General features: G+C 71.3%; 19 protein-coding genes. 11 read left to right on the top strand and 8 right to left on the bottom strand.

The window, feature by feature from the left end; genetic code table 11:
- The first annotated feature begins 115 nt into the window (after window positions 1-115).
- The 6 genes from scy to OG202_RS33495 all read left to right on the top strand — a co-directional run bounded on the left by scy (window position 116) and on the right by OG202_RS33495 (window position 9,459).
- The gene (gene scy, locus OG202_RS33520) at window positions 116-3,967 is read left to right on the top strand and encodes a polarized growth protein Scy (RefSeq protein ID WP_327727780.1); all 3,852 of its coding nucleotides are present in this window, start codon (window positions 116-118) and stop codon (window positions 3,965-3,967) included.
- Window positions 3,968-4,203: 236 nt separating this feature from the next.
- Window positions 4,204-5,142 (top strand): cellulose-binding protein, encoded by a 939-nt coding sequence (locus OG202_RS33515; protein ID WP_326577357.1) that lies wholly within the window; start codon window positions 4,204-4,206, stop codon window positions 5,140-5,142.
- Between the two features lie 234 nt (window positions 5,143-5,376).
- Complete coding sequence (locus tag OG202_RS33510; protein ID WP_327727781.1) at window positions 5,377-6,345, top strand: ABC transporter ATP-binding protein; 969 nt, start codon at window positions 5,377-5,379, stop codon at window positions 6,343-6,345.
- A 2-nt stretch (window positions 6,346-6,347) separates the two neighbouring features.
- The gene (locus OG202_RS33505; RefSeq protein ID WP_326577361.1) at window positions 6,348-7,118 is read left to right on the top strand and encodes an ABC transporter permease; all 771 of its coding nucleotides are present in this window, start codon (window positions 6,348-6,350) and stop codon (window positions 7,116-7,118) included.
- Window positions 7,119-7,327: 209 nt separating this feature from the next.
- Window positions 7,328-8,596 carry an ABC transporter ATP-binding protein gene (locus OG202_RS33500; protein WP_327727782.1) on the top strand — a complete coding sequence of 423 codons (1,269 nt, stop codon included), beginning with the start codon at window positions 7,328-7,330 and terminating at the stop codon, window positions 8,594-8,596.
- Window positions 8,593-9,459, top strand: coding sequence for an ABC transporter permease subunit (locus OG202_RS33495; RefSeq protein WP_327727783.1), 867 nt, complete (start codon window positions 8,593-8,595; stop codon window positions 9,457-9,459). The genes OG202_RS33500 and OG202_RS33495 overlap by 4 nt, the downstream gene beginning before the upstream one ends.
- Before the next feature lie 17 nt (window positions 9,460-9,476).
- Here OG202_RS33495 and OG202_RS33490 read toward each other — a convergent pair whose 3' ends face one another.
- A complete protein-coding gene (locus OG202_RS33490; protein ID WP_326577368.1) occupies window positions 9,477-9,827 on the bottom strand; it encodes an ATP/GTP-binding protein in 351 nt (116 codons plus the stop codon).
- A 221-nt stretch (window positions 9,828-10,048) separates the two neighbouring features.
- Between OG202_RS33490 and OG202_RS33485 the strand changes: the two genes are divergently transcribed.
- On the top strand, window positions 10,049-11,077 hold the full coding sequence (locus tag OG202_RS33485; RefSeq protein ID WP_327727784.1) for an LLM class flavin-dependent oxidoreductase: 1,029 nt from the start codon (window positions 10,049-10,051) through the stop codon (window positions 11,075-11,077).
- A gap of 79 nt (window positions 11,078-11,156) precedes the next feature.
- Here the strand turns inward: OG202_RS33485 and OG202_RS33480 are convergent, their stop codons facing one another.
- Window positions 11,157-11,549, bottom strand: a complete 393-nt coding sequence (locus OG202_RS33480) for an SCO5389 family protein (protein WP_005480204.1) — start codon at window positions 11,547-11,549, stop codon at window positions 11,157-11,159.
- Between the two features lie 394 nt (window positions 11,550-11,943).
- Here OG202_RS33480 and nucS point away from each other — a divergent pair, with 394 nt between their 5' ends.
- The gene (gene nucS / locus OG202_RS33475; protein ID WP_326577376.1) at window positions 11,944-12,615 is read left to right on the top strand and encodes an endonuclease NucS; all 672 of its coding nucleotides are present in this window, start codon (window positions 11,944-11,946) and stop codon (window positions 12,613-12,615) included.
- Between the two features lie 87 nt (window positions 12,616-12,702).
- Here the strand turns inward: nucS and OG202_RS33470 are convergent, their stop codons facing one another.
- The 4 genes from OG202_RS33470 to OG202_RS33455 all read right to left on the bottom strand — a co-directional run bounded on the left by OG202_RS33470 (window position 12,703) and on the right by OG202_RS33455 (window position 17,749).
- A complete protein-coding gene (locus tag OG202_RS33470) occupies window positions 12,703-15,288 on the bottom strand; it encodes an ATP-binding protein (RefSeq protein ID WP_327727785.1) in 2,586 nt (861 codons plus the stop codon).
- A gap of 333 nt (window positions 15,289-15,621) precedes the next feature.
- Entirely contained in the window at window positions 15,622-15,945 is a 324-nt protein-coding gene (locus OG202_RS33465) for an STAS domain-containing protein (protein WP_033526497.1), read from the bottom strand.
- A gap of 184 nt (window positions 15,946-16,129) precedes the next feature.
- Window positions 16,130-16,978 carry a 3-hydroxyacyl-CoA dehydrogenase family protein gene (locus OG202_RS33460; RefSeq protein WP_326577383.1) on the bottom strand — a complete coding sequence of 283 codons (849 nt, stop codon included), beginning with the start codon at window positions 16,976-16,978 and terminating at the stop codon, window positions 16,130-16,132.
- A 129-nt stretch (window positions 16,979-17,107) separates the two neighbouring features.
- Window positions 17,108-17,749: a TetR/AcrR family transcriptional regulator gene (locus OG202_RS33455; RefSeq protein WP_327727786.1), complete on the bottom strand. Its 642-nt coding sequence runs from the start codon at window positions 17,747-17,749 to the stop codon at window positions 17,108-17,110.
- A 102-nt stretch (window positions 17,750-17,851) separates the two neighbouring features.
- On the opposite strand from OG202_RS33455, the gene OG202_RS33450 reads away from it, so the two are divergent.
- The 3 genes from OG202_RS33450 to OG202_RS33440 are packed head-to-tail and all read left to right on the top strand — an operon-like array spanning window position 17,852 to window position 19,989.
- Window positions 17,852-18,634 (top strand): ABC transporter ATP-binding protein, encoded by a 783-nt coding sequence (locus OG202_RS33450; RefSeq protein ID WP_328224036.1) that lies wholly within the window; start codon window positions 17,852-17,854, stop codon window positions 18,632-18,634.
- Between the two features lie 19 nt (window positions 18,635-18,653).
- A complete protein-coding gene (locus tag OG202_RS33445; protein ID WP_328224035.1) occupies window positions 18,654-19,403 on the top strand; it encodes an ABC transporter permease in 750 nt (249 codons plus the stop codon).
- A 13-nt stretch (window positions 19,404-19,416) separates the two neighbouring features.
- The gene (locus OG202_RS33440; protein WP_327727789.1) at window positions 19,417-19,989 is read left to right on the top strand and encodes a cob(I)yrinic acid a,c-diamide adenosyltransferase; all 573 of its coding nucleotides are present in this window, start codon (window positions 19,417-19,419) and stop codon (window positions 19,987-19,989) included.
- On the opposite strand, the gene OG202_RS33435 is transcribed toward OG202_RS33440, so the two are convergent.
- Both OG202_RS33435 and OG202_RS33430 read right to left on the bottom strand, forming a co-directional pair.
- A complete protein-coding gene (locus tag OG202_RS33435) occupies window positions 19,986-20,195 on the bottom strand; it encodes a DUF5708 family protein (RefSeq protein ID WP_328224034.1) in 210 nt (69 codons plus the stop codon). The genes OG202_RS33440 and OG202_RS33435 overlap by 4 nt on opposite strands.
- Window positions 20,192-20,779: a hypothetical protein gene (locus OG202_RS33430; RefSeq protein WP_326577395.1), complete on the bottom strand. Its 588-nt coding sequence runs from the start codon at window positions 20,777-20,779 to the stop codon at window positions 20,192-20,194. The genes OG202_RS33435 and OG202_RS33430 overlap by 4 nt, the downstream gene beginning before the upstream one ends.
- Window positions 20,780-20,895: the final 116 nt, after the last annotated feature.

Genomic DNA, 20,895 nt, shown 5'->3' with positions numbered 1-20,895 from the left:
GGCGGCAGCCCGTGCTCCGCCGTTGATCTGACACCATTCCCCGGGGGCCCCGTTCGGCGGTTGGACGGAGCTCGTTTGCCAGAGGTTGCGACCAGGGGACGGATGGGACCGCGCAGTGCGGGGCTACGAACGCCAGGAGCGAGAGCCGGCGGCTGACGTCGACCACCTCTCTCGGTTCGAGGCCGAGATGGAGCGGCTGAAGACCGAGCGGGAAAAGGCGATCCAGCACGCCGAGGACCTCGGCTACCAGGTCGAGGTGCTGCGCGCCAAGCTGCACGAGGCGCGCCGCACCCTCATGTCCCGGCCCGCCTACGACAGCGGGGGCGACCTCGGGTACCAGGCCGAGCAGATGCTCCGCCAGGCCCAGATGCAGGCCGACCAACTGCGCGCGGACGCCGAGCGCGAGCTGAGCCAGGCCCGGGCGCAGACCCAGCGGATCCTGCAGGAGCACGCCGAGCAGGCGGCCCGTCTCCAGGCGGAGCTGCACCAGGAGGCGGTCACCCGTCGCCAGCAGCTCGACCAGGAGCTGTCGGAGCGCCGCCAGACGGTCGAGTCGCACGTCAACGAGAACGTGGCGTGGGCCGAGCAGCTCCGCGCCCGCAGCGAGTCCCAGGCCCGTCGGCTCGTCGACGAGTCCCGCGCCGAGGCCGAGCAGGCGCTGGCCGCCGCCCGCGCCGAGGCCGAGCGGCTCGCCACCGAGGCCCGCCAGCGGCTCCAGAGCGACTCGGAGGCCGCCCGCGGCGAGGCCGACCAGATCCTGCGCCGGGCCCGCGCCGAGGCCGAGCGGCTGCTGAACGCGGCGTCGACACAGGCCCAGGAGGCCACCGAGCACGCCGAGCAGTTGCGCTCCTCCACCGCGACCGAGTCGGACTCCGCCCGCCGCCAGGCCTCCGAGCTGAGCCGGACCGCGGAGCAGCGCATGACCGAGGCCGAGGCGGCGCTCCGCGAGGCGCGCGCCGAGGCCGAGAAGCTGGTCACGGAGGCGAGGGAGACCGCGGCCAAGGCCGTCGCCGGCGCCGAGTCGACCAACGAGCAGCGCACGCGTACGGCCAAGGAGCAGGTCGCCCGGCTGGTCACGGAGGCCACGAAGGAGGCCGAGGCCACCAAGGCGGCCGCCGAGGAAGCCGTCGCCGACGCCAAGGCCCAGGCCGAGAAGATCGTCGCCGAGGCCTCCGAGAAGGCCCGCTCGATCACCGCGGAGGAGTCCGCCTCCCAGCTCGCCAAGACGGCCAAGACCGCCGAGGACGTGCTGAACAAGGCGTCCGAGGAGGCCAGGAACACCACCAAGGCCGCCACCGAGGAGGCCGAGCGCATCCGCGCCGAGGCCGAGGCCGAGGCGGACCGGCTGCGCGCCGAGGCGCACGACCTCGCCGAACAGCTCAAGGGCACGGCGAAGGACGACACCAAGGAGTACCGCGCCAAGACGGTCGAGCTGCAGGAGGAGGCGCGCCGGCTGCGCGGCGAGGCCGAGCAGCTGCGCTCCGACGCGGTCGCCGAGGGCGAGCGGATCCGCTCCGAGGCCCGCCGCGAGGCCGTCCAGCAGATCGAGGAGGCGGCCAAGACCGCCGAGGAGCTGCTCGCCAAGGCGCGCACGGACGCGGACGAGCTGCGGCAGACGGCCACCGCGGACAGCGAGAAGGTCCGCACCGAGGCCATCGAACGCGCTTCGACGCTGCGCCGCCAGGCCGAGGAGACGCTGGACCGCACCCGCAAGGAGGCCGAGCGGTACCGCGCCGAGGCCGCCGAGCAGACCGAGGAGCTGAAGGCCGAGGCCGAGCTCGCCGCCCGTGAGCTGCGCGAGGAGACCGAGCGCGGCGTGGAGGCCCGCAAGGCCGAGGCCGCCGAGGAGCTGGCCCGGCTGCACACCGAGGCCGAGGCCCGTCTGGCCTCCGCCGAGGAGTCCCTCGCCGACGCCCGCGCCGAGGCCGAGCGGATCCGCCGCGAGGCCGGCGAGGAGAGCGACCGGCTGCGCTCCGAGGCCGCCGAGCGCATCCGTACGCTCCAGGCGCAGGCCGAGGCCGAGGCCGAGCGGCTGCGGGACGAGGCCGCGTCGGACGCGTCCGCCTCCCGCGCCGAGGGCGAGGCCATCGCCGTACGGCTGCGGTCCGAGGCCGCGGCCGAGGCGGAGCGGCTGAAGTCCGAGGCGCAGGACACCGCCGACCGGGTACGGGCGGAGGCGCAGGCCGCCGCCGAGCGGCTCGCCACGGAGGCCTCGGAGACGCTGGCCGCCGCGCAGGAGGAGGCCACCCGGCGCCGCCGCGAGGCCGAGGAACTGCTCGGCGCGGCCCGGCAGGAGGCCGACCAGGAGCGCCGGCGGGCCCGCGAGCAGAGCGAGGAGCTGCTGGCCTCGGCGCGCAAGCGCGTGGAGGAGGCCCAGGCCGAGGCCGTACGACTGGTCGAGGAGTCCGAGCGGCGCGCCGGCGAGATGGTGTCGGCGGCCGAGCAGCACGCCCAGCAGGTGCGGGAGTCCGTCGCCGGGCTGCACGAGCAGGCCCAGGAGGAGATCGCCGGGCTGCGCAACACGGCCGAGCACGTGGCGGACCGGATGCGCAGGGAGGCCGAGGAGGAGTCCGACCGGGTCCGCGCCGACGCCTACGCGGAGCGGGAGCGAGCCACCGAGGACGCCAACCGGCTCCGCCGTGAGGCACGGGACGAGACGGACGCCGCCAAGGCGCTCGCCGAGCGCACGGTCGCGGAGGCCATCACCGACGCGGAGCGGGTGCGTTCGGACGCCTCCGAGCACGCCCAGCGGGTCCGCACGGAGGCCTCGGACACCGTCGCGCGGGCCGACCAGGACGCCTCGCGCACCCGGGCGGAGGCACGCGAGGACGCCAACCGCATCCGTTCGGACGCGGCCACCCAGGCGGACACCCTCATCACCGAGGTGACGGCCGAGGCGGAGCGGCTGACGCGGGAGACCAACGAGGAGGCCGAGCGGGTACGGGCCGAGTCCGTCGCCAAGGCCGACCGGTTGATCGGCGAGGCCACCGACGAGGCCGAGCGGCTGCGGGCCGAGGCCGCCGAGACGGTGGGCTCCGCGCGGCAGCACGCCGAGCGGGTACGGGCCGACGCCGAGCGCGCGCGGGCCGAGGCGGAGGCGGAGGCCGACCGGCTCATGGCGCACGCCCGCGAGGAGGCCGACAACACCCTCGACGAGGCCCGCAAGGACGCCAACAAGCGGCGCTCCGAGGCGGCCGAGCAGGTCGACAAGCTCATCTCGGAGACGGCGGCCGAGGCCGACAAGCTGCTCACCGAGGCGCAGACGCAGGCGCTGCAGACCACCGCGGACGCCGAGGGGCAGGCCGACTCCATGGTCGGCGCGGCCCGCAAGGAGGCCGACCGGCTGGTCGCGGAGGCGACCGTCGAGGGGAACTCCACGGTGGAGAAGGCCCGCACGGACGCCGACGAGCTGCTGGTCGGCGCGCGCCGGGACGCGACCGCCATCAGGGAGCGGGCGGAGGAGCTGCGCGACCGCATCACGGCCGAGATCGAGGCGCTGCACACGCGGGCCCGCCGCGAGGCCGCCGAGACGATGAAATCGACGGGCGACCGTTGTGACGCGCTCATCAAGGCCGCCGAGGAGCAGCTGGAGAAGGCGACGTCGAAGGCCAAGGAGATCGTTTCCGAGGCGAACTCCGAGGCGGGCAAGGTCCGTATCGCCGCGGTGAAGAAGGCCGAGGGTCTCCTGAAGGAGGCCGAGCAGAAGAAGTCCACGCTCGTCCGTGAGGCCGAGGAGCTGAAGGCCGAGGCGATCCGCGAGGCCCGCCGCACGGTCGAGGAGGGCAAGCGCGAGCTGGAGGTGCTGGTCCGGCGCCGCGAGGACATCAATGCGGAGATTTCCCGTGTCCAGGACGTCCTGGTGGCGTTGGAGTCTTTTGAGGCCCCGTCGAGTGGCAAGGACGGTGGAGTCAAGACGGGTGCCGCGGCGGGTGCGACTCGTTCGGGTGGTAAGCCGTCAGACGGCTAGCGGTGCCGGAGCGTTGCGGGTATCTTCCCGCACCGCCCCAGCGCTAAAGAGATCAATTTGTGCTCGTTCTGTGCTTGCCAGGGCCTTTATGCAAAGTTTCTGGCAAGTATTCCGATGGTCGGCCACTCAAAAGGGGTGTCATTCTCCAGATCAAACGTGCATCTGCTCGATGACACGCCGCTTCGCCCCCTAGGATTCCACCTATCACCTCACCGGTCTCATTCGACAGGAACCCCATGAGCGACACTTCCCCCTACGGCTTCGAGCTTGTGCGGCGTGGATACGACCGCGCTCAGGTGGACGAACGTATCTCCAAGCTCGTCTCCGACCGTGACTCCGCTCTCGCCCGCATCACCGCTCTGGAAAAGCGCATCGAGGAGCTCCACCTCGAAACGCAGAACGCCCAGGCCCAGGTAACCGACGCGGAGCCGTCGTACGCGGGTCTCGGCGCACGCGTCGAGAAGATCCTCCGCCTCGCCGAGGAGGAGGCGAAGGACCTGCGCGAGGAGGCCCGTCGCGCTTCCGAGCAGCACCGCGAGCTCGCCGAGTCGGCGGCCCAGCAGGTACGCAACGACGCCGAGTCGTTCGCCGCGGACCGCAAGGCCAAGGCGGAGGACGAGGGCGTCCGGATCGTCGAGAAGGCCAAGAGCGACGCCTCGCAGCTGCGTCAGGAGGCGCAGAAGGACGCGCAGTCCAAGCGCGAGGAGGCGGACGCCCTCTTCGAGGAGACCCGCGCGAAGGCCGCGCAGGCCGCCGCCGACTTCGAGACGAACCTCGCCAAGCGCCGTGAGCAGTCCGAGCGGGACCTGGCGTCGCGTCAGCAGAAGGCCGAGAAGCGTCTCGCGGAGATCGAGCACCGCGCGGAGCAGCTCCGCCTGGAGGCCGAGAAGCTGCGCACCGACGCCGAGCGCCGCGCCCGCCAGACGGTGGAGACCGCGCAGCGTCAGGCCGAGGACATCGTCGCGGACGCGAACGCCAAGGCGGACCGGATCCGTTCGGAATCCGAGCGCGAGCTCGCCGCGCTCACCAACCGCCGCGACTCGATCAACGCCCAGCTCACCAACGTGCGCGAAATGCTGGCGACCCTCACGGGTGCCGCGGTGGCCGCGGCCAGCACGCCGGTCACGGACGACGAGCCGATCTCGCGTGGGGTTCCGGCGCAGCAGTCCCGGTAACACCTTTGCCGGACGGCGGCACCAGCCGGAAGAGGCAAGCAGGGCCCGCGTCTCCCCTCGGGGGGCGCGGGCCTTCGGTGTTCCGGGGGCGGGGGTGGGCTCGGGGGTACCCGTCGTATCGCGGCTGCCACCAGTACGCGGCTGGTGGCGCGGTTTCCCGCGCCCCTGACGGGGCCGGAGTGGCCTCGGCGCACTCCGGTGGCAGGCACCCGGTGCCCGTTCTAGCGTGGCCGCATGATCGAGCTCGACGGGCTGACCAAGCGGTACGGCGAGAAGGTCGCGGTCAATAACCTCACCTTCGCTGTGCGGCCCGGGATCGTGACCGGGTTTCTCGGGCCGAACGGGGCCGGGAAATCGACGACGATGCGGATGATTCTGGGGCTGGACCGGCCGACGGCGGGGGACGTACGGATCGACGGGACGCATTACGACCGCCTCAGGGACCCGCTCACGTACATCGGCGCGCTGTTGGACGCCAAGGCCGTGCACGGCGGCCGGAGCGCCTTCCATCACCTCCTCTGTCTCGCGCAGAGCAACGGCGTCCCCAGGGCGCGGGTGCACGAGGTGCTGGACACGGTCGGACTGACGTCGGTCGCCGGGAAGAAGGCGAAGGGGTTCTCCCTGGGCATGGGCCAGCGGCTCGGCATCGCCGGCGCGCTGCTCGGGGATCCACGGATTCTCATGTTCGACGAGCCGGTCAACGGGCTCGATCCCGAAGGCATCCACTGGATCCGGAATCTGATGAAGTCCCTCGCGGCGCAGGGCCGGACCGTCTTCGTGTCGTCGCATCTGATGAGCGAGATGGCGCTGACCGCCGACCATCTCGTGGTCATCGGGCAGGGCAGGCTGCTCGCCGACACCTCGATGGCGGAGTTCATCCAGCAGAACTCACGGTCGTACGTACGGATCCGCACCCCGCAGCGGGAACAGCTGCTCGACTCACTGCACGCCATCGGCGTCATGGTCGTGGAGACGGGCGACGGAGCGCTGGAGGCGGACGGCGCGAAACCGGAACAGATCGGCGAGCTGGCGGCCCGGCATCAGATCGTCCTGCACGAGCTGAGTCCCCAACAGGCCTCGCTGGAGGAGGCGTTCATGCGACTGACGGCCGAGTCGGTGGAGTACCACGCGCACGACGGCACGCCGGTGGCGAACCCGGCCCCCGTCCCCGGCTGGGGCGGCGGCTCGAAGCGGGAGGGCTGACCGTGGCCGCCACCCAGGTCGTCCGCTCGGAGTGGACCAAGATCCGTTCGGTGGCGTCCACGGTGTGGACGCTGTCACTGGCCGGGGTCGTCACGATCGCCCTGGGCGTGCTGATCTCGCTGTTGTCGAAGCACGAGTTCGACCGTCTGAGCCGCGCGGACCGGCTCTCGTTCGACCCGACGTTCATCAGCTTCGCGGGAATGACCCTCGGACAGCTGGCGATGATCGTGTTCGGGGTGCTGGTGGTGTCGAACGAGTACAGCACCGGCATGATCCGGACCTCGCTGGCCGCCGTGCCGCAGCGGGGCACCTTCCTCTTCAGCAAGATCGCGGTGGCCACCGCCCTCGCCTTCGTGGTGGGCCTCGCGACCAGTTTCGTGGCCTTCTTCCTGGGACAGGCCATGCTCGGCTCGCACCGGGCCGAGATCGGCGATCCGGGCGTCCTGCGCGCGGTCTTCGGGGGCGGGCTCTACATGACCCTCATCGCCATGTTCTCGATGGGCGTCGCCGCGATGCTGCGCAGCCCGATGCTGTCGCTCGGCATCCTGATGCCCTTCTTCTTCCTGATCTCCAACATCCTGGGCAATGTCGACGCCACCGAGAAGATCGGCCGGTATCTGCCCGACCAGGCCGGCAGCAAGATCATGCAGGTGGTCACCCCGGTCGACGACGACACGCCGTACGGGCCCTGGGGCGGCCTCGCCATCATGGCGCTGTGGGTGGCGGCGGCCCTGCTCGGAGGCTGTCTGATGTTGAAGGAGCGTGACGCGTGACCGTGCCGGGCGGACGTGGCAGATGGTCGTGGCCCACGACCAGAGGCCTGACCAGCAGTTACGTACATGCCAAACCGATGCCCCGGTGACCTGCGTGGTTTTACTTCCTCTTGGGCGGAACCGTCAACGCCCCGATAGGCTCCTAACCCTTACGGGGGCGTGTGCCCCGACGTCCTGAGACGTCCTCAACCGTTCGATGGGTGCGGAGCATGATCGAGGCAGTCGGCCTGACGAAGCGCTATGGCGCCAAGACGGCCGTGTACAACCTTTCCTTCCAGGTGCGGCCGGGGGCCGTCACCGGCTTCCTGGGGCCCAACGGCTCGGGCAAGTCGACGACGATGCGCATGATCCTCGGCCTGGACAATCCCACCTCCGGGCAGGTGACGATCGGCGGCTATCCGTACCGCAAGCTGCCGAACGCGGCCCGCCAGGTCGGTGCGCTCCTCGACGCCAAGGCGGTGCACGGTGGCCGGCACGCCCGCAACCACCTGCTGTCGCTGGCGCAGCTGTCGGGCATCCCGGCCCGCCGGGTGGACGAGGTGCTGGGCGTCGTCGGCCTCCAGGATGTGGCCAAAAAGCGCTCCAAGGGCTTCTCGCTCGGTATGGGCCAGCGGCTCGGCATCGCCGCCGCCCTGCTCGGCGACCCCCAGGTGCTGCTCTTCGACGAGCCGGTCAACGGCCTCGACCCCGAGGGCATCCTCTGGGTCCGCAACCTGATGAAGGCGCTCGCCGCCGAGGGCCGTACGGTCTTCGTCTCCTCGCACCTGATGAGCGAGATGGCGCTGACCGCCGACCACCTCATCGTGATCGGGCGCGGGCAGCTGCTCTCCGACATGAGCATCAAGGACTTCATCTCGGCGAACTCCGCCGACTTCGCGCGGGTCCGGACACCGGACACCGAGCCGCAGCAGCGCGAGAAGCTGACGGCCGCGCTGACCGAGGCGGGCGGCCAGGTGCTGCCCGAGCAGGACGGCGCGCTGCGCGTCATGGGTCTGCCGCTCCCCCGCATCAGCGACCTCGCGCACGGCGCCGACGTACGCCTGTGGGAGCTGTCGCCGCACCAGGCGTCGCTGGAGGAGGCGTACATGCGGATGACGCAGGGCGCCGTCGACTACCGCTCGACGACCGACCAGAAGGCCGGTTTCCAGCAGCCCCTGCCGCCCGGCGCGCAGCCGCCCATGCCGGTGCCCGGACAGGGCCAGCCGGGCTGGTACGCCCCGCCGGCGCCGCAGCAGGGCGGCCAGCCGTACGCGCCGCAGGGCCAGCCCGTGCCGCAGGGTCCGCCGCCGGCCGGGCCGTACGGGGCTCCGGCGCCCGCCGCCGCGCCCGCTCCGGCTCCGGGTCAGCCGCAGCCGAACCCGTACGCCCAGGCCGCGCCCCAGGCCCCCGCGCAGCCCTCCGCCGCGCCGGCCCCCGCACAGCCCGCCCCCGCGGCCGCGCCCGCCGCCGACCTGACGAAGTCCGAGGACGCCCGATGAGCACGCCCCAGCCACCCCTCGCCCAGCAGCCGCCCGCCCCCAACTGGCAGGGGGCTCCGGGCACTTCGTACACCTCGCCGATCCCGGTGGTGCGCACCCACCTCGGGCACGCGATCTCCTCCGAGTGGACGAAGATCAAGTCGGTCCGCTCGACGATGTGGACGCTGGGCGTCTTCGTCGTCCTGGTGATCGGCCTCGGTCTGCTCTTCGCCATGATCGCCGCCTCCACGGACATGGAACTGAACGGCGAGTCCCCGCTGGGCCTGGGCATGTTCGGGCTGATGATCGGCAGCGTCTGCATCCTCACGCTCGGGGTGCTGACCACGGCCTCCGAGTACGGCACGGGGATGATCCGGACCACGATGACCGCGTGCCCGAGCCGCGGCCGGGTCCTGGCCGCGAAGGCGATCGTGTTCTTCGGGCTCGCGTTCACGGTCACCCTGGTGTCCACCGCGTTCGTCAGCTTCGCCACGGTGGCGATCCTGGAGGGCAACGGCGCCACCAGCCCCGACGCCGACGAGTGGTTCAAGGCGACCGTCGGCGTGAGCCTCTTCCTCGCGCTGTTCGGACTGCTGGCGCTGCTGATGGGCTCGCTCATCCGGCACTCGGCGGGCGCGATCACCCTCATGCTCGGGGTGTTCCTCGCGCCGCTGGTCATCGCGATCTTCATGTTCTCGGAGTCGCTGAAGGACGTGCAGGAGTTCCTGCTGGAGTACTCGATCCCGAGCCAGCTCAGCGTGTTCTACGGCTCGGAGCTCAGCCAGTCGGGCCCGTCCGGCTGGGACCCGCTGTGGATCATGCTCGGGCTGGTGGCCGCCGCGTTCGTCGGCGCGTACGCCCTGCTGGAGCAGCGGGACGTGTGACCGGGGGCCGATGAGGTTCAGAACCTCGGTGCGTTACGGGACCGCTGCACCCGCGAGGTGCGGCGGTCCTTCGCGTTCCAGCAGGCCTTGTGCCAGTGCCGGCGCTCGTCGACGCCCGAGTGCTCGGGCCAGGCGACGAGGTGCGGCACCCCGGAGGGGATCATCTGGTCGCAGCCGGGGCAGCGATAGGTCTTGCCCGCGGCGCTCGCGCCCGCCACATGGCGCACGCTCCACTCCTCGCCCCGCCAGGGCTCGCTGGTCTGCCAGCCGCCGTACCGGTCCGACCGGTCCTCCTCCGCGCTGCGGCCCGACGGACCGGACAGACCCGACGAGGCATGGTCCTTGGGGCGGTTGCGACGCGGGGACACGGGACACCTCACGGGGCTATACAGGGAGCAGGGTTGGCGTCCAGCCTACGCGCGCCCGGTGGGGGTATGCGTACCTCACCAATCCCCTCAGATCGCCCTCCGTCCGCCGCATTCTGCAGACAATCCGCAAATCTCGCCGCGAGGCCGTGTCTTCGGCACGTGTCACACGGTTATGCCGGTGGGGGAGCTCCCGAGTCGGAGCCGAGGAAGCAGGAAGAGCGATGCACGTAGGAACATTTGTACTGGGAGCCCAATTCCCCGGCCAGGGCCAGGGGGAGGCGCTCCACCGGGCGGTCCGGACCGCCGAAGTGGCCGACGAGGCCGGGCTGGACGCGGTCTGGCTGGCCGAGCACCATTTCGTGCCGTACGGCACATGCCCGTCGGCGATCACCCTCGCCGCGTTACTGCTGGGGCGAACCCGGCGCATCCGCGTCGGCACGGCGGTCAGCGTGCTGCCCACCGTCCACCCCGTGGCCCTGGGCGAACAGGCCGCACTGCTGCATGTGACGTCCGGCGGACGCTTCTCGCTGGGCGTCGGGCGCGGCGGACCGTGGGTCGACCTGGAGGTGTTCGGCGCCGGCCTCGAGGCGTACGAGAAGGGGTTCCCGGAATCACTCGATCTGCTGGTGCGCTGGCTGCGCGAACCCTCGGTGTCCGCCTCGGGGGAACGATTCAGCTTCCGTGAGGTCCCCGTCGTCCCCAGGCCCGCCGAGGACCTGGACGAGACGCCGGGGCCGGAGGTCGTCGTCGCCTGCACCTCGCCGGCGAGCGTACGGCTGGCCGCCGAGCGGGGGCTGTCGATGCTTCTCGGGATGCACGTCGGGGACGAGGAGAAGGCCGACATGGTCGCGCTGTGGCGCACGTACGCCCGGGCGGCGGGCCGTTCGCCGGAGGAGATCTCCGGCGCGGCCCATGTCTCGGCCGGTGTCTGCCAGATCGCGGACCGGCGCACCGACGCCGTGGAGGCGCTCACCAAGGCGATGCCGGGCTGGCTGAAGCAGGGCCTCGACGCGCACGTGACCGTCGACGGCCGCGCCCGCGCCATGCGGGACCCGCTCGCGTACACCGAACTGCTCTGCGGGCTCCACCCGGTGGGGCCCCCGCGGCTGTGCGCCGACCGGCTCGCGGCGACCAGTGAACGGACGGGCATCTCCCGCTTCGCCCTGCTCGTCGAGGGCTCCGGCGACCTGTCGGCGACGGAGGAGAACGTACGGCGACTCGGTGCCGAGGTGCTGCCTCACCTCGGCTGAGCCACTGCGGGGAGCTTGCCGCCCCGGTTACCGATGCACCTCCCGCGGTGGGAGCGGCAAGCTGTACTGCGTCACGTTCTCAGCAGTCCCGGAGTTCCGGGGACTGGTTGAGGAGTTGGCCGCGGATCGAGGTGAAGCGGGCCAGCCTGTCGTCCACGGACGGGTCCAGAGGGAACACCGCCACACGGTGGCAGTTCTGGAAGGCCAGCCGGACACCGAAGTGCCGCTGCAGCGCGCCGCGAATCGCGTCGCTGGCGAGCGCGCGCAGCAGTTGTCCGCGTGCCTGCTCGTCCGGCGGGGGCGTCTGGTTGTCGGCGAACTCTCCGCCGTCGACCTTCAGCTGGGCCACCAGGGAGCTGATCATCTCCCACGCGTAGGGCAGGGAGGTCCGGACGCAGTCGACGAAGGCGGCTTCGTCGACCTCGCCTCGCTCGGCCTGTTCGAGTAGGGCCGGTGAGACGTCGAGCGACATGGGTTCTCCTCTCGCACCCCCACAACAACAGGGGTTGACGGACAAGGCCGGAGATCGGTCCGCGAACACGCAGAGTGCACGCTTCGCGACCTCCAGTTTCTACGGTAAGCAACCGAACGTGACCGCACCAGGAGATTGCGCGCACCGACTCGGTGTCCGACGCACACAATCAGCCAATGCCGAACGGGAGTTGACAGCGGCACATGCCGGGGGACGACGGAGGCGTCCCTGAGGGGCTCGGGGAACGTGACGGAGGGCGACAGTCACCGCGCGGTGCTCGCGAGCAGTCGAACGGTTCCCGGCGGGACGCGCCGACCGCGGACGGGCTCCCGGCCGGGGCACTTCCGGCGGTCGAATCGCGCGCACCCGTCGGCGTCGAGTAGCGTTGCCGACCATGCGTCTCGTCATTGCCCGCTGCTCCGTCGACTACGCGGGCCGGCTCACCGCCCATCTCCCCTCGGCTCCCCGCCTGATCCTGGTGAAGGCGGACGGCAGCGTCTCGATCCACGCGGACGACCGGGCCTACAAGCCCCTCAACTGGATGTCGCCGCCCTGCACCCTGAAGGAGGGTTCCGGGGACGAGGAGGGCGTCTGGACCGTCATCAACAAGGCGGGCGAGAAGCTCATCATCACGATGGAGGAGGTCCTCCACGACTCCTCGCACGAACTGGGCGTCGACCCCGGCCTGATCAAGGACGGCGTCGAGGCACACCTGCAGGAGCTGCTCGCCGACCGCATCGAGACCCTCGGCGAGGGGTACACCCTCATCCGCCGTGAGTACATGACCGCCATCGGCCCCGTCGACATCCTGTGCCGGGACGCCGAGGGCAAGACCGTCGCGGTCGAGATCAAGCGGCGCGGTGAGATCGACGGCGTCGAGCAACTCACGCGCTACCTGGAGCTGTTGAACCGCGACCCCCACCTCGCGCCGGTCCGCGGCATCTTCGCCGCCCAGGAGATCAAGCCCCAGGCCCGCGTCCTCGCCACCGACCGCGGCATCGGCTGCGCGGTCCTCGACTACAACGCCCTGCGCGGCATCGAGGACGACAAGCTCCGGCTGTTCTGAGCCTTTCCACGAAAGAGGGCCGGGTCCGAGGAACGGACCCGGCCCTCTCGTGTCGGACGGAGGGCGTCGAACGGGCTGGACGGAACCTCAGGCCACCGTCCCGCTCGGGGAGTCGGCGGTGGTCGCCGGGGCCCCTGCCGCGCTGCTGGACTCGACGGGCCCACCGGAGGTCGACGCACTGGCGCTGTTCGTGCCGTCCGGTGGCGGCGGGTCCTCCGTCCCTCCCCCGGTCGGTGTCGGGGTGGGTGTCGGAGTCGGCGTCGGCGTGGGTGTCGGCGTCGGGGTGGGCGACCCCGACTCGTCCTCGCTGTCGGACGGCGTCGGCTTCGGGGAGTTCTTCGTCGGGGACGTCGTCGGCTTGCCCGTCGGCCCCTCCGTACCGCTCGGGTCGTCCGTCGGCCCCGCGCTGTCCGTGGGTGTCGGGTCGTCCGACGTGCCGTACGTGCCGTCGGCGCCGGGGTCGGTGGGTTCGGGCAGGGTGCCCGGGGCGTTGTCGTCGTCGCCGGTCTTGGGGCGGTCCGCGACGAGTCCGCCGTCGTCGACGCCCTCGCTGGCGGAGGGATTGACGCCGACCCGCTCGGCCGGAGTGTCGCCGTTGCCGTCGGAGGTCGCGCCGAGCGTCACGACGGTGCCCAGGACGGCGGCGAGCAGCGCACCCGCACCCGCGGCGACCACGTTGCGCCGGGCGCCGCCGACGAGGCTCTTGAGGCCGCTGAGCTTGTGCGCGGGCGACCCGCCGGGCCGCTGTGTGACGAGCGTCGATTCGCTGGTCGAGGTCGGCACGGCCTGACCCGCGTTCGCGGCCGCCGATCCCGAGCCCGTCGCCCCGAAGCCGACCGCGCCGAAGCCCGTCGGCGTGTACGCGGACGGCACGCCCCCGGGCGGTGGGGCCGACTCCTCGTGCCGGGCGTCCGGCACCTCCTCCCCCGCCGCCGTGCGCCCACCGGGCGGTGTCGCCCCGGAGCGGTCGGCGACCAGGGCGAGGGCCCTGCGGCCGGCGACGGTGCCGCGCTTGTCGGCGAGGACGTTGCGCAGCCCGATCGACGCCTCCAGGTCGGCGCGGGCCCGCTCCAGGTGCCCTGAGCAGAGCGCGAGGACACCCAGCTCATGGTGGAAGTAGGCCTGCTCGCCGGTCTCGCCGACGAGGCCGGCCGCCTCCGCGCCGGCCCGGAGCGCCCGCTCCCAGGCGCTCCAGCGCAGCCCCGCGGCGAACGCCGGCGCCGCCTGCCGGGCCAGCACCACGGCGGCGCTCTCCTCGTCCTCGCCGACGGGGGCGGTCGTGGGCACGAGCGCGGTGAGGGCGGCCAGGACGGCGTCCGCCTCGGCCGAGACCCGCTCGGGGGTGACCGACGGGTGCCCGGCCCACCAGGCGTAGTGCTGGGCGGCTGTGCGGGCACGCGTCTCGGCGTCGTCGGCGTACCCGGCGGCCTCCAGCTGGGTCCGCACTCCGGCGGCGAGCCGGTGGCGGGCACCGACAGGTGTCACCAGCGCGCAGCCGACCAGCTCGCCGAGGGCCGCGTCGGCGTGGGTGTCGCCCACGAGGGCGGGCAGGTGTGCCTGGTGCGGGACCTCGCCGCCGAGCGCGACCGCGAACCTGAGGGTCTCGCGGGCCGAGGCGCTCAGCCGGGACGCCAGCAGCGCGGCGGGCGCGGCTCCCTCGGCGAGCGACGGCAGGGGGATGTCGTGCTCGTCCGCGGCCGGCCCGAACGACGCGTCGACCAGTGACGGCGCGTCCTGGAAGACCCCGAACTCGTCCACGGCGTCCGCACCGGCCCGCTGCCGGTCCCGCTGCCTGAGCAGCGCCCCGGCCTGGGTGAAGCGCAGCGGCAGTCCCTCGGACTCGAACCAGAGGTCACCGGCCCAGTTCGACTCGTCCTCGGTGAGCACCCGCCCGACGGCACGCTCCAGCAGCCGCTCGCTGCCGGCCCGGTCGAGGCCGCCGAGCACGATCTCCTCCAGGGGCGCGTCGGCGGACGGCAGCGGGACGTCGGGGGTGGCACCGATCAGGAAGGCGCACTCGGGGGTGGCGTCGAGCAGTTCGTCGAGCGCGATTCCGCCGAACTCCAGGTCGTCCAGGACGACGACCGCGCCGATGTCCCGCACGATGTCGAGGATCTGCTGACGCGCGGGCCGGAACAGCGGTGTGCTGTACACGGCTGCGAACAGTTCGTACAGCAGGTCGTCGACCGTGCGCCGGAAGCCGCTCAGCCGGACGACGCCGTCGGGTGCCAGCTCCGCGCAGTCCTCGGCGACCGCGTCGAGGAGCGTGGTGCGGCCGGAGCCGGGGGCGCCGGTGAGCCGGACGGAGCGGCCGCGCGCGAGGAGCCGTACGAGCCGCTCCCTCTCCTCGTCGCGCTGGAGCAGGGGCAGCCTGGGCAGCGAGGGGCCCGGGGGCACCGGCGGCCGGGCGGCGCGGTCGATCGCGGCGCGCTCGGCGGGCGGGTGCTTCACGGGCGGACCAGGCAGTTCGCCGGGCGGGCAGTTCTCTATCTCGCTGCCGTCGACGGGGTTGACGGTGAGCAGGAAGTCGCCCGAGACGAGCTGGACGGTGCGGGCGAGTGCCGGGGCGTGCCGGTCGAAGTCCTGCGTCAGCGCGTCACGTGGTGGACGCTTGCTCTGCGCCTGTCCGTCGTCGTGGCCGTACTCTTCGGGTCCCCGGTTGTTCGGGTCCATCGGTTCTAGCCCCCCCCAAAAGCGTCTCGTGTGCTGGAGCCCCTCCCGGCCTTGCCGCACACCGCGCTGTCGCTTCTGGTCCGGAACCCGCTCGAGGGTAGCTGGCAGCGGGCAGCCGAACCCTAAACCTTCGCACAGTATCTCCGACAGTCCGGGGTCCCGCGCCGTCCGAGACATCACAGTCTCGTGAGGATTGCGAGCGTGGTGCGTTTCGCCCCCATAGTCCTCATGGTCCCCATGCCGAAGCCCTCAAGGTCCCATGCCGACCGGAGAGGTCATGCCGACCGGGTGTCCCGCGCACACCGACCCATACGTACGGGCCCGTACACGCGTTCACACGCGGGGCAGTGACTCCAGACCGATGCCGCCCTCGATCGCCAGGATGCGGTGCAGCCGTGTCGCCACGAGCAGTCGCTGCATCTGCGGTGGCACATCGCGCAGCACCAGCCGCCGTCCGCACCGTCCCGCCCGCCGGTGGGCTCCCATGATCACCCCGAGTCCGGTGGCGTCCCAGGAGTCCAGCTCTGACAGGTCGAGCACCAGGTCGCCGGCTCCGTCGTCGACGGCCGAGTGCAGGACCGTACGGGCGTCCGCCGCGCTGCGTACGTCGAGGCGGCCCCCGACGACCAGCTCGGCGTGGTCGCCCCTGATGTACATAAGCGCTCCCCGTGAGTGCGTCTCGTACTCCGTGATGTGGGTGATGCAACGTCTGACGGTGTTTGACACCGCCAGGTTGCCGTCTGTGAGCGAACCGATACCGAATTCACCTCAAGGGGTGAGGCCGGAGAGGCTCATGCGTTCACATGCGTGGGAAGTGCCGCCCGTGACGCGCATGCCGACGTCAGTAGGCGTAGAAGCCCTGCCCGCTCTTGCGTCCGATGTCACCGGCGTCAACCATCCGGCGCATCAGCTCCGGAGGAGCGAACTTCTCGTCCTGGGACTCGGTGTAGATGTTGCTCGTGGCGTGCAGCAGGATGTCGACGCCCGTCAGGTCGGCCGTGGCCAGCGGTCCCATCGCGTGACCGAAGCCCAGCTTGCAGGCGAGGTCGATGTCCTCGGCCGTCGCGACGCCCGACTCGTACAGCTTCGCGGCCTCGACGACGAGGGCGGAGATGAGCCGGGTGGTCACGAAACCGGCGACGTCGCGGTTGACGACGATGCAGGTCTTGCCGACCGACTCGGCGAACTGCCGTGCGGTGGCGAGCGTCTCGTCACTCGTCTTGTAGCCCCGCACCAGTTCGCACAGCTGCATCATCGGCACCGGCGAGAAGAAGTGCACCCCGACGACCCGCTCGGGCCGCTCGGTGGCCGCCGCGATCTTGGTGATCGGGATGGCGGAGGTGTTCGAGGCGAGCACGGTGTCCTCGCGGACGACCTTGTCGAGCGCCCGGAAGATCTCGTGCTTCACTTCGAGCTTCTCGAACACGGCCTCGACGACGATGTCCGCGTCGGCCGCCGCGTCGAGGTCCGTGGTGGCGGTGATCCGCCCCAGCGCCGCCTCGGCGTCCTCGGCCGCCAACTTCCCCTTGCTCACGAACTTGTCGTACGACGCCGTGATGCCGCCGATGCCACGGTTCAGCGCCTCGTCGGTGACGTCGCGCAGGACGACGTCCCAGCCCGCCTGCGCGGACACCTGGGCGATGCCGGACCCCATGAGTCCGGCTCCGATGACGGCGAGCTTCCGTGCCACTGTGCGACTCCCCTGGTACGCGCTGTCGATGGGTTACCTCTCGGGCGGACACTAGCGCTCGTGAGGGGCCGTGTGACCGCTTAGTAACGCGAGTCACGTCTCAATGGGCGGACGTCACACCGGCAGCGCTCACTCGGAGGGTCGGACGGCGTAGTTGAGCACCTTCTCGCTCAACAGGCCCTCCATGTCGTCCAGGAGAAGAAGTACCTCTCGTGACACTTCGTCCGGATCGCGCCCGGCGAGCATCTCGCGTCCGATGACGGCCATCACCGTCTGGTGGACCCAGTTGATCTGACCGGCGATCAGGGTGGGCAGGGAGTCACCAGCGACGGCGCCGGTCTCCTCACGGAGGGCCGCCTCCAGGTTGTCCTGGACCTCCTGCTGGATGCTCCACAGCCTGGAGCGCAGGGCGGGCGCCTCGTGGATGGCCTTCATGAAGCGGTCGTAGCCCTCCATCAGGCCGACGTGCGGCGAGACCGCCTCGACCTCGGAGCGCAGTTCACGGAGGACGGCGGCGACGGCCGACTCGCCCCGGTCGCGGGCGCGCACCCAGCGGGCGAGCCGTTCGACGATGCCCGCGCTGCGGTCGAAGAAGAGGTCCTCCTTGGCGGGGAAGTAGTTGTAGACGGTGTTCACGGAGACGTCGGCCGCGTCGGCCACCTCCGCGATGGTGACGGTCACGAAGCCGTGCTCCAGGAACAGCCCGGTGGCGATGTCCGAGATCCGCTGCCTCGTCTCGCGTTTCTTGCGCTCCCTGAGCCCTTCTGCCATGGGCACATCGTAGGTCGCCCCGCCGACTGTCGGGGGTTTCACTGGAGCCTCTTAAACTTTGGAGCCATTGCAAAATTTCAGTGAGTCTGTTTTTCTGAGGTCATGCCCATCATCAGTACGGCCGGTCTGGCCCGTACCTTCCAGACGAAGCGCGGCCCCGTGGAGGCCGTGCGCGGAATCGACCTCACCGTCCGCTCCGGCGAGATCCTCGGGTTCCTCGGCCCGAACGGCGCCGGGAAGACGACGACACTGCGCATGCTCACGACCCTGCTGCCCCCGACCGGCGGCGCGGCCACGGTCGCGGGGCACGACCTGGCGACCGACCCCGCCGGAGTACGCCGGGCCTGCGGCTACGTGGCGCAGTCGGGCGGGGTGGACCCGCAGATCACGGTGCGGGAGGAGCTGGTCACCCAAGGGCGGCTCTACCGCCTGACGAAGAGCCAGGCCGTCGAGCGCGCGGCCGAGTTGGCCCACGACCTGGACCTCACCGATCTACTGGACCGCAGGTGCGCCGCGCTCTCCGGCGGCCAACGGCGCCGCCTCGACATCGCGATGGCGCTCACCCACCGTCCCCGTGTCCTCTTCCTCGACGAGCCGACGACGGGTCTCGACCCCGCCAGCCGAGCCGATCTGTGGAAGCTGGTGCGCCGACTGCGCGACGAGCACGGCACCACGGTCTTCCTGACGACGCACTACCTCGACGAGGCGGACGCCCTCGCCGACCGGATCGTCGTCGTCGACCAGGGCCTGGTCGTGGCGGACGACACCCCGAGCGCGCTCAAGCTGCGGCACGGCGGCTCGATCGACGCCACGCTCCAGGACGCCTTCCTGGCCATCACCGGGCGAGGGCCCTCCCCCGCCGACACCGCCCCCATAGCCGTCTAGACCCGGTCCGAGGACTCCGATGCTTCTTCACGACACCGCGCTGATCTTCGGGCGGTATGCCCGCCAGACCCTGCGCTCCCGCTTCGCGATGCTGTTCGGCGTACTGATGCCGCTGCTGTATCTGCTCTTCTTCGGCCCGCTGCTCACCGACGTCCCGCTCGGCTCGCGGGGCAGCTCCTGGCAGGTGCTCGTCCCGGGGCTGCTTCTCCAACTGGGGTTGTTCGGCGCCTCGTTCGCGGGCTTCATGGTGATCCTCGAGAAGCAGACGGGGGTGATCGAGCGCATGCGGGTCACCCCGGTGAGCCGGCTCGCCCTGCTGCTGGGCCGGGTGCTGCGTGACGCGGCGGTCTTCGTCTTCCAGGCGGTACTGCTCGTCCTCGCGGCCCTGCTCATGGGCCTGCGCGCGCCCCTCGCCGGCATCCTGATCGGCTTCGTCTTCGTGGCCCTGCTGACGGTCTCGCTCGCCTCGCTGTCGTACGCGCTCGCCATGAAGGCCCGCTCCCAGCACGAGTTCGGCCCGGCGGTCAACGCGCTGACGATGCCGTCGATGCTCCTGTCGGGCCTGATGCTGCCGATGTCACTGGCCCCGGGCTGGCTCGACGTCCTGTCCCACTTCATCCCGTTCCGCTATCTGGTGGACGCGATGCGGGACGCGTACGTCGGCGCGTACGCCACTTCGGCCATGCTGTACGGGGTCCTGGTGGCCCTCGGCCTCACGGCGCTCGCCGTGACGGTGGGCACACGGGTCTTCCGGACGGCCGGAGCGTAACTACGCTGGTCACATGGTCAATCTGACGCGCATCTACACCAGGACCGGCGACAAGGGCACCACCAACCTCGGCGACATGAGCCGGGTGCCCAAGACCGACCTGCGGATCTCGGCGTACGCGGACGCCAACGAGGCCAACGCGGTGATCGGGACGGCGATCGCGCTGGGCGGGCTGGACGAGGAGGTCGTCAAGGTCCTCACCCGTGTGCAGAACGACCTCTTCGACGTCGGCGCCGACCTCTCCACCCCCGTCGTCGAGAACCCCCAGTTCCCGCCCCTGCGGGTCGAGCAGTTCTACATCGACAAGCTGGAGGCGGACTGCGACCGCTTCAACGAGCGGTTGGAGAAGCTCCGCTCCTTCATCCTGCCGGGCGGTACCCCGGGCGCGGCCCTGCTCCACCAGGCCTGCACGGTCGCCCGCCGGGCCGAGCGCTCGACGTGGGCGGCCCTGGAGGCCCACGGCGAGGAGATGAACCCCCTCACCGCTACCTACCTCAACCGCCTCTCCGACCTCCTGTTCATCCTCGCGAGGACGGCGAACAAGGAGATCGGAGACGTGCTGTGGGTGCCGGGCGGGGAACGCTAGCGGTCCCCCGTCGTTCCGCGTGCGGCCTGGTACAGGCCCGTCGCGACGAGTACGCCGCCGACGCACATCATCACCACGCCGACCTTGGTCAGGGTGACGACCGGGACCTCCACTCCGTCGGTGAAGAGCCACAGGACCAGGCCGACCACAAAGGTGCCGACCCCTTCCACCAGGTTCTTCATCGGCTTGCCCGTCCTGCCGCTCATCGCCCGACACCCTCTTTCGAGTACGTGCCCCGGTGCTCGCCCTCCGGGGCGTCCGGCTCCTTCTTCGGCCAGATCAGGTAGGCGAGAGCCACCAGTCCGTGGATACCCGCGGCCCGGAGCGCCGCCCACTGGAACGACCGCAGCGAATCGACGTTCCCCTCGTCGCCGACGTACCAGACGGCACCCTGGAGCAGCGCCAGCGCGACGGCTGCCGCCACCACCGTGCGGAGCCAGAGGCCGCCCTCGTACCGGGCCCTCGCCAGGCCGTACTTCGGCGGCCCCACCGGCTTGGACCCGCCGCCCAGGCGATGCGCGGCATGGCCGTCCAGCCAGCGGATCGTGTAGTGGCCGTACCCCACGGTGAAGCCGATGTAGAGCGCCGCCACGCCGTGCTCCCAGCTCGGCTCGGCGCCGTTCTTCAGATCGATCGCGCTCACGACGAAGAGCACCAGTTCCAGCACGGGCTCGCACAACAGCAGCACCACGCTCGTCCGGCGCCACTTCAGCAGATAGCGGACGGCCAGGGCCAGTGCCAGCAGCACCCAGAAGCCGACCTCGCAGGCGATGATCAACGCGACGATCACGATGCGCTCCTTTCGGTCACCCTTCCAGGCTCCCGGCGGCCGGCCCCCGATTCGTCGTCACCGGTGACGAAGTCGCGGTACACCGAAAGATGCAGTCCAGGACCGTTCGCGGGGAT

This window comes from Streptomyces sp. NBC_00310 (assembly GCF_036208085.1).
Lineage (GTDB): Bacteria > Actinomycetota > Actinomycetes > Streptomycetales > Streptomycetaceae > Streptomyces.
The sequence above is the reverse complement of the archived record's forward strand: the minus strand, read 5'-3'. Positions and strand labels throughout refer to the sequence as shown.